Consider the following 13,329-nt stretch of genomic DNA (forward strand, 5'->3'; position numbering starts at 1 on the left):
CCCCACTGTTCGTCCATTTCCGCGCAGACGATGACGTCACTGCCCGGCTGTATGCGCGAGGTTACCGACTGCGGCCTGAGTTTTTTAAGTGACGTAAAATCGTGTTGAGGCTAACGCCCATAATGCGTGCAGTTGCCCGGCATCCAACGCCATTCATGGCCATATCAATAATTTTCTGGTGCGTACCGGGTTGAGAAGCGGTGTAAGTGAACTGCAGTTGCCATGTTTTACGGCAGTGAGAGCAGAGATAGCGCTGATGTCCGGCAGTGCTTTTGCCGTTACGCACCACCCCGTCAGTAGCTGAACAGGAGGGACAGCTGATAGAAACAGAAGCCACTGGAGCACCTCAAAAACACCATCATACACTAAATCAGTAAGTTGGCAGCATCACCAAGAATTAATTAAGATTAACCTTACATTTATAATATTATCCCTAAAGAATAAATCAGAGGAATATATTCGGTGTTAAACAGTCAGTCAAAGTATAGCCCATTGTTGATTAAACCTCATAAGCAAAATTGGCACCAGATCTCCTGTACAGGTTGAATGGCCGAAAAAAGATAGGCAGATGCTCATTTTTTTGGCTTCTGGAAGAAAAACTCTCCGCGCTGGCAGTATTACACTGGTCTGATGCTATGACGAAAAATGCCTGGTAAGAGTATCTAAACCAGACTCCAGTTCAGCTTATCAACACGCTCAAAGTCGCCCCCCTGAACGCTAACCTGAAGTGAAAATCTGTTGAAATAAAACAAAGCCCGGTTCGCCCGGGCTCTGCACCGATAACACACTTAACTGTATGCATGCAGCGTACGTTGGCAAAGTGCCGAACGTACGCAATCCTCTTTTCCGAACCGGACGATCCCAACCATTTCATCTTCTTCGAAACGTTCCAGCGCGTCACTTAATCCGGAGCACACGCCGCGAGGCAAATCGCATTGCGTGATATCACCGTTGACGATAACCGTCACGTTCTCCCCGAGGCGGGTTAAAAACATTTTCATTTGCGCGGCAGTCACATTCTGCGCCTCGTCAAGAATGACGACTGCATTTTCAAAGGTACGTCCACGCATATAGGCGAACGGCGCGATTTCCACCTTCCCTATTTCCGGTCGCAGGCAGTACTGCATAAAGGAAGCCCCTAAGCGCCGGACCAGCACGTCGTAGACCGGGCGAAAATAGGGAGCAAACTTTTCTGCGATATCACCAGGTAAGAAGCCAAGATCTTCATCGGCTTGCAGAACTGGACGGGTGACGATAATCCTGTCGACATCCTTATGTATCAGGGCCTCTGCCGCTTTTGCTGCGCTGATCCAGGTTTTTCCGCACCCGGCTTCGCCCGTGGCGAATATCAGCTGCTTACTCTCAATAGCCTTCAGATAGTGCAATTGCGCTTCATTTCGCACGAGGATGGGCGAGGTATCGCGACTGTCGCGGGCCATACCAATGGCTTCTACGCCGCTCATCTGCACAAGCGAGGTGACCGATTCTTCTTCACGCTGCTTATGGCTGCGCGAATCCCGTCTCAGCACACGTTTTGCCTCGCGACGAGCTTTGATCACTGCTTTTTGTCTTCCCATGGAGAGCACCTTGAGTTGTTTGTATTCATCACACGCGCCGTTGGCAGCGTGATTCTGCGCACGAACATCAGAGGGTTGGCTTCCTTGTAAGCCATAGTTTGCTTTTGGATAAAATGCCGAAAAACGGCTACGCGCACCGTTTACGGCGTCGGTAACACATGAAAAGAAAGGATGAGGTTGAAAATGCAAAGTGACGAGATGACTACCGGAGGAGAAAACTCCGCGAGTGGTGGCGCGTTGATTATCTAAAACATGTCCAGTACAGGACGTTACCATCCGCGATCTCCATAGTGACTGACTATCACTGCCGGGAACTTCCGCTGCTACTTAATAAGTACAACAGATCTCGCATTTGTTGCAACAATATATTTACTTATATTTAACTATAAAACACTATTTCAGTGACATTAGTTTCTACTGGAAAGATGACAGAGTGATGACAGTGATGAAAAAAGCTGTGTGCTTTCAGCAGGATTTGCATCAGGCATCAGTGCACGATCGCCGGATGCGGCGTGAACGCCTTATCCAGCCTACCAAACCCGCACTGATTGTAGGCATGATAAGACGCGCAAGCGTCGCATCAGGCATCTGCGCACAAATGCCTTATCCGCCTAAAAACATTAAACCCGCAATAACGCGCTTCCGAGATAATCGTTCGCGTCCTTCACTCCCGGCAGCGAAAAAAAATAACCGCCGCCGATAGGTTTAACGTATTCCTCCAGCGCTTCGCCATTGAGCCTTTTTTGTACTGTCAGGAAGCCTTTTTCCAGATCGTGTTGGTAGCAGACAAACAGCAACCCCATATCCAGTTGTCCGGAGTTGGTGACCCCCAACGAATAACTGTAGCCGCGACGCAGCATCAGGCTGGACTCACTCTCCGCCGTGCGGGGATTCGCCAGCCGGATATGGCTGTCCAGCGCGATCACCTTCCCTTCCGGGTCGCTGGCGTAATCAGGCACATCATGCTCATGCTGCATTCCCAGCGGCGCACCGGTTTGCTTATCACGGCCAAAAATCGTCTGCTGTTCTTTCAGCGGCGTTCTGTCCCAAAATTCCACTCGAAACTGAATCAAGCGTACTGCCTGATAGCTGCCACCGATTGTCCACGCAGGCTCCTGCTGATCTGCCGTTACCCACACCACTTTTTGCATCAACTTATCATTCTGGCTATCGGGATTGGCAGTGCCGTCTTTAAAGCCCAGCAAATTAATCGGCGTCTCTTTGCCTTTACTACGCGCTGCGTGATCGGAAATAAACCCTTCCCGCTTCCAGCGCACGCTGAGCAAATCCGGCGTGTGTTTGATGATATCGCGCAGCGCATGGATCACCGTGTCCTGGGTGTTGGCGCAAATTTGTAGCAACACATCACCATGGCATAACGCCGCATCCAGCGAGTCGTTGGGGAAACGCGTCATCTTCTGCAACTTTTTCGGCATCTGTGGCGCAAGGCCAAACCGCTCATCAAACAATGAGTGACCCACCGATAACGTGATGGTGAGATTATCGGGCGCAATGTAGCCGCCAAGAATGCCGGAATCGAGTGGTGGCAGGCGCGGATTTGGCGTTTCTGGTGCCGCTCCGCCCTGAGTCAGAAAAGCAAAACGCTGAGTCAACAAGCGAAACAACCGTTCAAGATCGGCTTTATCGCTGGCAAGCACATCAAACGCCACCAGCATCATTGCGGCCTGTTGTGGCGTCAGGATCCCTGCCTGATGCTCACCATAAAACGGCTGTTTCTCATTGCGTGCATCCGGTGAAAGCGTACCCGGCGCACTTTGCGTTTTTTGTGCATGAGCGACCGGACAACTTCCCGCCAGCGCCAGCGCACCTATCACTTTCAGTAAACGTCGGCGTGACGGTTCATTCACGCCGTTTTCATCTTTATACTGCATAACGCTTAATCCAGTCCCAGCACACCGCGAAGTTGCGCCAGATCTTCCGCCAGCGCAGTAATCGGTCCTTTCAGTGCATTCCGGTCGGCATCAGTCAATTTGTCGTAGGTTTCAAAACCGTCTTTAGTACGGTATTTCGCCAGAATGGTATCGACCTTTTTAAAGTTGGCATCGACTTTTGCCAGCAGTTCCGGGTTGGCTTTTTGCAGTTGTGGACGCAGCAAATCGACAATTTTCTGCGAGCCTTCAACGTTAGCCTGGAAATCCCACAGATCGGTGTGGCTGTAGCGATCTTCTTCACCGCTAATTTTGCTGGCTGCCACTTCCTCAATCAGTCCGGCTGCGCCGCCGACCACTTTTGAAGGTGGGAAAGCCAGTTCACTGATGCGTTTTTGCAAATCGACCACATCTGTATAAAGCTGCTCAGCGTACTGATCCATCCCTTTGGTGGTGTTGTCGCCAAACAATGCTTTTTCCAGACGGTGGAAACCAGTGAATTTTGGGTCGGCGGCTTTTTGCTCGTAATCATCTTCACGGGCGTCAATGCTGCCATCCAGATCGGAGAACAGTTCAGCAATCGGTTCAATGCGCTCATAGTGCTGGCGCGTCGGCGCATACAGTGCTTTCGCTTTTTCGATATCGCCAGCTTTAATCGCGTCGGTAAAGGCTTTGGTATCGGTCACCAGCTGCGTGGTTTCCGCCATGACATACGCTTTATATGCAGTAATTGCACCACCAAGACTTAACAGCGCATCACTTTGCGCCGCATCCGCCGTTGCCTCACCTTTGACGATCAACTTCCCTTTCGGGTTAGTCAGCAGACCGCAGGTCATATCGTATTCGCCAGGCTGTAAATTCGCCGTCATTTTCTGGCTAAAACCAGGGGCGATATTTTCCCGCTCTTCCACCACCATCACGCCTTTGAGGATCTCCCACTCCAGCGCCTTCTGGCTATGGTTCTGAATAATGAACTGTGTTTTCCCGGCGTTAACCGTAATGGTCATCGGTTAGCACTGCTTATCCGTCACGGTCACTTTGACCTGCGGCACATCAGCGGCGTTAGCCATAAAAGCAGAAGAAAACAGCGCAGCCACGCTCAACTGCAATGCGTTACGGCGGAAGTTAATGGTTATGACGAGACTATCCCTTTAAAGTATGTTGTAACTAAGCAAGAGTTTGCGTCGTATTTGTTACGCGGAGCGAGACGCTGTCGCCCCTGCGCGTGGTGGCAGAGCAAATGCCACCAGCGCCGGGATGAGATAAATAAACCAGACGGCGACTTCGCTGACGCTCGGCGCTTCCTGATAGCCAAAAATCCCTTCCATCAGCGTGCCAAACAGCGAGTGAGTTGAGAGCACCGCACTCATATCGAAGGCGATTTCCTGAAAGTGGTTCCACAATCCGGCTTCATGAAATGCGCGAATGGCACCAGCTGCCAGCCCTGCGGCGACGAAGAGAATAAACAGGCTGGTCCATTTAAAAAATGCACCAAGATTGAGGCGAATACCGCCCCAGTAGAGCAGAAAGCCGAGCACCACGGCTGTAGCAAGACCGAGCATTGCACCCAGCGGCGGCCAGATCCCGACATCTTGTTGAAATGCCGCCAGCAGGAAAAAGACCGACTCCAGCCCTTCCCTTGCAACGGCAAAAAAGACCATCATCACCAGCGCCCAGCCATGATGATTTCCACGCTGCAATGCGCTATCGACTGCCTGTTCCAGTTGCACTTTGACGTTGCGCGACACTTTGCGCATCCAGAAAACCATCCAGGTAAGGATCACCACGGCGATCACCGCCACGATACCTTCAAACAGTTCCTGTTCTTTTTGCGGAAATTCGCCGGTGGTTTCGTTAATGAAGATCCCCAGGCCCAGGCACAACGCAGCGGCAAGCAACACGCCAATCCACATCACACCAATCCATCGGCCTCGCTGGGTACGCTTAAGATAGCTGGCAATCAAACTGACAATCAGCGCGGCTTCAAGTCCTTCGCGCAACATAATGAGAAACGGAACAAACATGCCACCCACCCTTAAACGTTTTTCTGAGTCAATCTATGCAAAGAAAAGTAAATCGCAGTGATAGCGATTATCATTACGGTAAAGAAAAATACAAGCGGAATGTTTATAAAATGATGTTGGAATGTAAACAAAGAGAGATAATGCCAGGGGATATAAACGATTATTCCAGGGTAGAAAGATGGGATTGTTTGCAAAGAACCATGTGTTCTTGCCGGATGCCGCGTAAACGCCATATCCAGCCGACAAAACTGTCCAGACTCAATGCATCAGAGCTTCCATGTAAAACTGATAAGCGGGTGTATCAAGCAATTTCGTCCATCCGCGATTATCAAATCTAACTTTTTGCCCGGAACATAATAACAGCTCGGGTGTTGGTGGCGTCAAAATCGCTGAAGCGTTCCCCGAAGGCCGGGACAGCCCACATGGATGTGGGCTGAGGGCGCGTCTTACAGGACGTTACCTCGCGCCCGACCCGGTAGCCGAAGGGGATAAGCTGAAGGTACCGCGCAGCGGCGATTTTGTTCGCCAGAGCCCGGGGGTGCACAGGGGGCGGCGGCGATTGGCCGCCCCCTGCGCGCTCCCTGCACCATTCAATTTATATGGCGAGGCACATTAAGGGAGCGCAACCCGCTGCTGAAGCCAAACAAAACCACCGCAGGCTAAGTCCCTTAGCTTTCCTGCAACCGTGACGGCGGAGCCGAATGATAGTGCGCATCGGCCTCGGCAAAGCGTTTTTGCATCGCCGCTGACGGCGCTTTACCCAGCAAACTAAACACTACAATCCCGATACTGCCGAAGATGAAGCCCGGAATAATTTCGTACAGTCCCAGCCAGCCGAACTGCTTCCAGACGATAACCGTCAGCGCACCGATGATCATCCCCGCCAGTGCACCGTTACGCGTCATGCGTGACCACATCACCGAGAACAGCACCACCGGACCAAACGCCGCGCCAAAGCCTGCCCACGCGTAGCTCACTAAGCCCAGCACGCGGTTTTCCGGGTTTGCCGCCAGCGCAATCGCCACCAGCGCCACCACCAGCACCATCACACGCCCTACCCACACCAGCTCTTTCTGGCTGGCATGTTTACGCAGAAACGCTTTGTATAAATCTTCGGTAATCGCACTGGAGCACACCAGCAGTTGGCAACTTAAGGTTGACATTACCGCCGCCAGAATTGCCGACAGCAGAATCCCGGCAATCCACGGGTTAAACAGAATTTGCGCCAGTTCGATAAACACGCGCTCGGCGTTCTGGTTTACCGCGCCTGCTACCGCCGGGTGCTCATTAAAGTAAGCAATCCCAAAGAAGCCGACAGCCACCGCCCCTGCCAGGCAGAGGATCATCCAGGTCATACTGATACGACGCGCATGGACAATGCTGTGGTGAGAATCCGCCGCCATAAAACGCGCCAGAATGTGCGGCTGCCCGAAGTAACCCAGCCCCCAACCCATCAGTGAGATAATGGCAACAAAGTTCAGACCTTTGAGCATATCAACGTTTTCGATGCTCTTTTGTTTGATCACTTCCAGCGAGTCACCAAAGCCACCGACACTGATAATGACGATAACCGGTGTCAGGATCAGGGCAAAAATCATCAGGCTGGCCTGTACAGTGTCAGTCCAGCTCACCGCGAGGAAACCGCCAATAAAGGTGTAAAGGATCGTCGCCGCAGCTCCCGCCCACAGAGCCGTTTCGTAGCTCATGCCAAAGGTACTTTCAAACAGACGCGCGCCTGCCACAATGCCCGAAGCGCAATAAATGGTGAAGAACAGCAAAATAACCAGCGCGGAGATAATGCGCAAAATGCGGCTTTTATCTTCAAAACGCCCGGTGAAATAATCCGGCAATGTTAAGGCGTTATTATTGTATTCGGTATGCACACGCAACCGCCCGGCCACCAGCTTCCAGTTGATCCACGCGCCTAATGTCAGGCCAATGGCGATCCAGCTTTCGGAAATCCCGGAAAGAAAAACCGCGCCAGGCAACCCCATTAACAGCCAGCCACTCATATCCGACGCACCCGCCGATAATGCCGTCACAAATGGCCCAAGACTACGACCGCCCAGAATATAGTCGTCAAAGTTTTTCGTTGATCGCCAGGCGATAAACCCAATCAATATCATGCCAAAGATATAGACACAAAATGTCACCAACATCGGTGTGCTAATAGCCATCTAAAGTCTCCAAAAAATTATTATCGGCAATGTCGAAACTTGCCGTTATATCTGCAACCGGAACGGGGTAACAGAGTTTATTTTTTACCAGGGCGACCGTATCCTGCCGGAAGCGCTGGTTATTCACAATCGATTTAACACACCATTTACATTAAATTTTAGTGCTCAGCGACACTATTTTTCATCAGGTTGCACTCTCTCACATTTTTTGCGGTTGCACCTTTCAAAAATGTTAACTGCCGCAGAGAAAAAGTCTGAGTTATTTTTTTAATCCCTGTCATATCAATTTCTTTTATTAACATTTCATTCATTTTTAAGCTTGCTACGCAGGTCACATTTAACATGGTTGCACAAAGTTGCAACATCATGGATATTTCACGATAACGTTAAGTTGCACCTTTCAGAACAACAGGAGTAATGGCATGGGAACCACCACCATGGGGGTTAAGCTGGACGACGCGACGCGTGAGCGTATTAAGTCTGCCGCGACACGTATCGATCGCACGCCACACTGGTTAATTAAGCAGGCGATTTTTTCTTATCTCGAACAACTGGAAAACAGCGATACTCTGCCAGAGCTACCTGCGCTGCTTTCTGGTGCTGCCAATGAGAGCGATGAAGCACCGACTCCGGCAGAGGAACCACACCAGCCATTCCTCGACTTTGCCGAGCAAATTTTGCCCCAGTCGGTTTCCCGCGCGCGATCACCGCGGCCTATCGTCGCCCGGAAACCGAAGCGGTTTCTAGGCTGCTGGAACAAGCCCGCCTGCCGCAGCCAGTTGCTGAACAGGCGCATAAACTGGCATATCAACTGGCCGATAAACTGCGTAATCAAAAAAATGCCAGTGGTCGCGCAGGTATGGTCCAGGGGTTATTGCAGGAGTTTTCGCTGTCATCGCAGGAAGGCGTGGCGCTGATGTGTCTGGCGGAAGCGTTGTTGCGTATTCCCGACAAAGCCACCCGCGACGCGTTAATTCGCGACAAAATCAGCAACGGTAACTGGCAGTCACACATTGGTCGTAGCCCGTCACTGTTTGTTAATGCCGCTACCTGGGGGCTGTTGTTTACTGGCAAACTGGTTTCCACCCATAACGAAGCCAGCCTCTCCCGCTCGCTGAACCGCATTATCGGTAAAAGCGGTGAACCGCTGATCCGCAAAGGTGTGGATATGGCGATGCGCCTGATGGGCGAGCAGTTCGTCACGGGTGAAACCATCGCGGAAGCGTTAGCCAATGCCCGCAAGCTGGAAGAGAAAGGTTTCCGTTACTCTTACGATATGCTGGGCGAAGCTGCACTGACTGCCGCAGACGCACAGGCGTATATGGTTTCCTATCAGCAGGCGATTCACGCCATTGGTAAAGCGTCTAACGGTCGTGGCATCTATGAAGGTCCGGGCATTTCAATCAAGCTGTCGGCGCTGCATCCGCGCTACAGCCGCGCCCAGTATGACCGGGTAATGGAAGAGCTTTACCCGCGTCTGAAATCACTCACCCTGCTGGCGCGTCAGTATGATATTGGTATTAACATCGATGCCGAAGAGGCCGATCGTCTGGAGATCTCCCTCGATCTGCTGGAAAATCTCTGTTTCGAGCCGGAACTGGCAGGCTGGAACGGCATCGGTTTTGTTATTCAGGCTTATCAAAAACGCTGCCCGTTGGTGATCGATTACCTGGTTGATCTCGCCACCCGCAGCCGTCGCCGTCTGATGATTCGCCTGGTGAAAGGCGCGTACTGGGATAGTGAAATCAAGCGTGCGCAGATGGACGGCCTTGAAGGCTATCCTGTTTATACCCGCAAGGTGTATACCGACGTTTCTTATCTCGCCTGTGCGAAAAAGCTGCTGGCGGTGCCGAATCTAATCTACCCGCAGTTCGCGACGCACAACGCCCATACGCTGGCAGCGATTTATCAACTGGCAGGTCAGAACTACTATCCGGGTCAGTACGAGTTCCAGTGCCTGCATGGTATGGGCGAGCCACTGTACGAGCAGGTCACAGGGAAAGTTGCCGACGGTAAACTTAACCGACCGTGTCGTATTTATGCCCCGGTTGGCACACATGAAACGCTGCTGGCGTATCTGGTGCGTCGCCTGCTGGAAAACGGTGCTAACACCTCGTTTGTTAACCGTATTGCCGACACCTCTTTGCCACTGGATGAACTGGTCGCCGATCCGGTCACTGCTGTAGAAAAACTGGCGCAACAGGAAGGGCAAACTGGATTACCGCATCCGAAAATTCCCCTGCCGCGCGATCTTTACGGTCACGGGCGCGACAACTCGGCAGGGCTGGATCTCGCTAACGAACACCGTCTGGCCTCGCTCTCCTCTGCCCTGCTCAATAGTGCACTGCAAAAATGGCAGGCCTTGCCAATGCTGGAACAACCGGTAGCGGCAGGTGAGATGTCGCCCGTTATTAACCCTGCGGAACCGAAAGATATTGTGGGCTTTGTGCGTGAAGCCACGCCGCGTGAAGTAGAACAGGCGCTGGAAAGTGCGGTTAATAACGCGCCAATCTGGTTTGCCACGCCTCCGGCTGAACGCGCGGCGATTTTGCATCGCGCTGCCGTGCTAATGGAAAGCCAGATGCAGCAACTGATTGGTATTCTGGTGCGTGAAGCCGGAAAAACCTTCAGTAACGCTATTGCCGAAGTGCGCGAAGCGGTCGATTTTCTCCACTACTACGCCGGACAGGTGCGGGATGATTTCGCTAACGAAACCCACCGTCCATTAGGGCCTGTGGTGTGTATCAGTCCGTGGAACTTCCCGCTGGCTATTTTCACCGGGCAGATCGCTGCCGCACTGGCGGCAGGTAACAGCGTGCTGGCAAAACCGGCAGAACAAACGCCGCTGATTGCCGCGCAAGGGATCGCCATTTTGCTGGAAGCGGGTGTACCCCCTGGCGTGGTGCAATTGCTGCCAGGTCAGGGGGAAACCGTGGGCGCGCAACTGACGGGTGATGATCGCGTGCGCGGGGTGATGTTTACCGGTTCAACCGAAGTCGCTACGTTACTGCAGTGCAATATCGCCAGCCGCCTGGACGCTCAGGGTCGCCCTATTCCGCTCATCGCTGAAACCGGCGGCATGAACGCGATGATTGTCGATTCTTCAGCACTGACCGAACAAGTCGTCGTGGATGTGCTGGCCTCGGCGTTTGACAGTGCGGGTCAGCGTTGTTCGGCACTGCGCGTGCTGTGCCTGCAAGATGAGATTGCCGACCACACGTTGAAAATGCTGCGCGGTGCAATGGCCGAATGCCGGATGGGTAATCCGGGTCGCCTGACCACCGATATCGGTCCGGTGATTGATAGCGAAGCGAAAGCCAATATTGAGCGCCATATTCAGACCATGCGTAGCAAAGGCCGTCCGGTGTTCCAGGCGGTGCGGGAAAACAGCGAAGATGCCCGTGAATGGCAAAGCGGCACCTTTGTCGCCCCGACGCTGATCGAACTGGATGACTTTGCCGAATTGCACAAAGAGGTCTTTGGTCCGGTGCTGCATGTGGTGCGTTACAACCGTAACCAGCTACCAGAGCTGATCGAGCAGATTAACGCTTCCGGCTATGGTCTGACGCTTGGTGTCCATACGCGTATTGATGAAACCATCGCCCAGGTCACTGGCTCGGCCCATGTTGGTAACCTGTATGTTAACCGTAATATGGTGGGCGCAGTGGTTGGTGTGCAGCCGTTCGGCGGCGAAGGGTTGTCCGGTACCGGGCCGAAAGCAGGCGGTCCGCTCTATCTCTACCGTCTGCTGGCGAATCGCCCGGAAAGTGCGCTGGCAGTGACGCTCGCGCGTCAGGATGCAGAGTATCCGGTCGATGCACAGTTGAAAGCCGCATTGACTCAGCCGCTAAATGCACTGCGGGAATGGGCAGCAAATCGTCCAGAATTGCAGGCGTTATGTACGCAATATGGCGAGCTGGCGCAGGCAGGAATACAACGATTGCTGCCGGGGCCGACGGGTGAACGCAACACCTGGACGCTGCTGCCGCGTGAGCGCGTGTTGTGTATTGCCGATGATGAGCAGGATGCGCTGACTCAGCTCGCCGCCGTGCTGGCGGTGGGCAGCCAGGTACTGTGGCCGGATGACGCGCTGCATCGTCAGCTAGTAAAGGCATTGCCATCGGCAGTCAGCGAACGTATTCAACTGGCGAAAGCGGAAAATATAACCGCTCAACCCTTTGATGCGGTGATCTTCCACGGTGATTCGGATCAGCTTCGCGCATTGTGTGAAGCCGTTGCTGCGCGGGATGGCGCAATTGTTTCGGTGCAGGGTTTTGCCCGTGGCGAAAGCAATATCCTTCTGGAACGGCTGTATATCGAACGTTCGCTGAGTGTGAATACCGCTGCCGCTGGCGGTAACGCCAGTTTAATGACGATCGATTAAACAGGTAGCCGGAGGATGTTACACCCTCCTCCGGCATCTTTAACGTGGTCGAATCCCCTCAATAATAATCCGCTGCACGTTTTCAACCGTTTGATTGAAAAATACCTCATCGCGCAACGTTGCGCCTGTCACCGCCTCCACCTGAGGGGCGAAATCGGCGTAATGTTGAGTGGAAGCCCAAATCATAAAAATCAAATGCTGCGGATCAATCGGCGCGAGTTTGCCGCTTTTGACCCAACCGGCAATCAGCGCCGATTTCTCATCAATTAATGCCTTCAAATCGCCCGTCAGTTCATCCATTAACAGCGGCGCGCCTGCCAGCATCTCCATACAGAACAGGCGCGAAGCCTGCGGATAATCGCGTGAGACTTCCAGCTTCAGACGGATGTACTCTTTGATCGCCGCCAGCGGGGCGAAATCTTCACGAAACGCTTTTAACGGTGCCAGCCAGATATCGAGAATCTGCCGCAGCACGGCAATATACAGCGCCTCTTTTGACGGAAAGTAATACAGCAGATTGGTTTTTGAAACACCCGCCAACTCTGCGATCTGCTCCAGCCTTGTGCCGTGAAAACCGAATTGTGAAAAAGTGTCCAGTGCTGCGCTAAGAATCGCTTTTTTCTTCGCGCTTACTGCGCGCGAACGTTTACCCGTTGTTTTCACTGCGCCTTGCGTCATGCGCTCTCCCCTCTTGTAGATTGGCAACAGGATAGCAAAACCCCCGCCCGGCCTCGACCTTCTGCACTCTCATCGCGCACGGATGCATGTTTTATGTGCAACTGTTTTGACCGTTTAGTCCACTTTTTACCAGATATTTTAGATAACACAATGCTAACACATTAATAACATTCACTTTTTAAAAACTGGCATCCGCTTTGCAAACAAGCCAATACGCGGCTGAAAAGGATATGCAGGATGCAGCGCCCCGTCTGACTTTCACTTTACGAGACGAAGAGAGGTTGATGATGAAAATTGGCGTATTCGTACCTATTGGCAACAACGGCTGGCTCATTTCGACCCACGCGCCGCAGTACATGCCGACCTTTGAACTGAATAAAGCCATTGTGCAAAAAGCGGAGCATTACCATTTCGATTTCGCCCTGTTGAAGTGGCACACTGAATTTGGCCACCTGAACAGAGGTGATATGCTCACCTCAGAACAACACAGGTGCTCCAATGAAAAAAAGAAATTTTAGCGCAGAGTTTAAACGCGAATCCGCTCAACTGGTTGTTGACCAGAAATACACGGTGGCAGATGCCGCCAAAGCTATGGATGTT

General features: G+C 52.4%; 7 protein-coding genes and 4 pseudogenes. 3 read left to right on the forward strand and 8 right to left on the reverse strand.

Annotated features, from left to right (window positions below; translation table 11 throughout):
* The 7 genes and pseudogenes from BGK49_RS01265 to BGK49_RS01310 form a co-directional block, all read right to left on the reverse strand.
* Positions 1-337, reverse strand: a pseudogene (locus BGK49_RS01265) (IS1-like element IS1A family transposase); the annotation flags it as partial.
* Between the two features lie 451 nt (positions 338-788).
* Positions 789-1,577: a phosphate starvation-inducible protein PhoH gene (gene phoH, locus BGK49_RS01270; protein ID WP_005042898.1), complete on the reverse strand. Its 789-nt coding sequence runs from the start codon at positions 1,575-1,577 to the stop codon at positions 789-791.
* Positions 1,578-2,197: 620 nt separating this feature from the next.
* Positions 2,198-3,469, reverse strand: coding sequence for an iron uptake transporter deferrochelatase/peroxidase subunit (gene efeB / locus BGK49_RS01280; RefSeq protein ID WP_001199474.1), 1,272 nt, complete (start codon positions 3,467-3,469; stop codon positions 2,198-2,200).
* A 5-nt stretch (positions 3,470-3,474) separates the two neighbouring features.
* Positions 3,475-4,602 (reverse strand): annotated as a pseudogene (gene efeO / locus BGK49_RS01285) (iron uptake system protein EfeO).
* Positions 4,603-4,659: 57 nt separating this feature from the next.
* A complete protein-coding gene (efeU, locus tag BGK49_RS01295; protein WP_000497942.1) occupies positions 4,660-5,490 on the reverse strand; it encodes an iron uptake transporter permease EfeU in 831 nt (276 codons plus the stop codon).
* A 668-nt stretch (positions 5,491-6,158) separates the two neighbouring features.
* Positions 6,159-7,667, reverse strand: coding sequence for a sodium/proline symporter PutP (gene putP / locus BGK49_RS01305; protein ID WP_001018486.1), 1,509 nt, complete (start codon positions 7,665-7,667; stop codon positions 6,159-6,161).
* A gap of 158 nt (positions 7,668-7,825) precedes the next feature.
* Positions 7,826-8,035, reverse strand: coding sequence for a hypothetical protein (locus BGK49_RS01310; RefSeq protein ID WP_000979516.1), 210 nt, complete (start codon positions 8,033-8,035; stop codon positions 7,826-7,828).
* A 54-nt stretch (positions 8,036-8,089) separates the two neighbouring features.
* Here BGK49_RS01310 and putA point away from each other — a divergent pair.
* A pseudogene (putA, locus tag BGK49_RS01315) lies at positions 8,090-12,051 on the forward strand (trifunctional transcriptional regulator/proline dehydrogenase/L-glutamate gamma-semialdehyde dehydrogenase).
* Between the two features lie 39 nt (positions 12,052-12,090).
* On the opposite strand, the gene rutR reads toward putA, so the two are convergent.
* On the reverse strand, positions 12,091-12,729 hold the full coding sequence (gene rutR / locus BGK49_RS01320) for an HTH-type transcriptional regulator RutR (RefSeq protein WP_000191701.1): 639 nt from the start codon (positions 12,727-12,729) through the stop codon (positions 12,091-12,093).
* Positions 12,730-13,016: 287 nt separating this feature from the next.
* Here rutR and BGK49_RS28890 point away from each other — a divergent pair.
* Together BGK49_RS28890 and BGK49_RS01330 are read left to right on the forward strand one after the other, a co-directional pair.
* Positions 13,017-13,154 (forward strand): annotated as a pseudogene (locus BGK49_RS28890) (pyrimidine utilization protein A); the annotation flags it as partial.
* A gap of 73 nt (positions 13,155-13,227) precedes the next feature.
* On the forward strand, positions 13,228-13,329 hold a 102-nt coding region (locus BGK49_RS01330), incomplete at its 3' end, for an IS3 family transposase (RefSeq protein WP_069375680.1).

Source organism: Shigella sp. FC1544 (assembly GCF_001722145.1).
GTDB lineage: Bacteria > Pseudomonadota > Gammaproteobacteria > Enterobacterales > Enterobacteriaceae > Escherichia > Escherichia coli.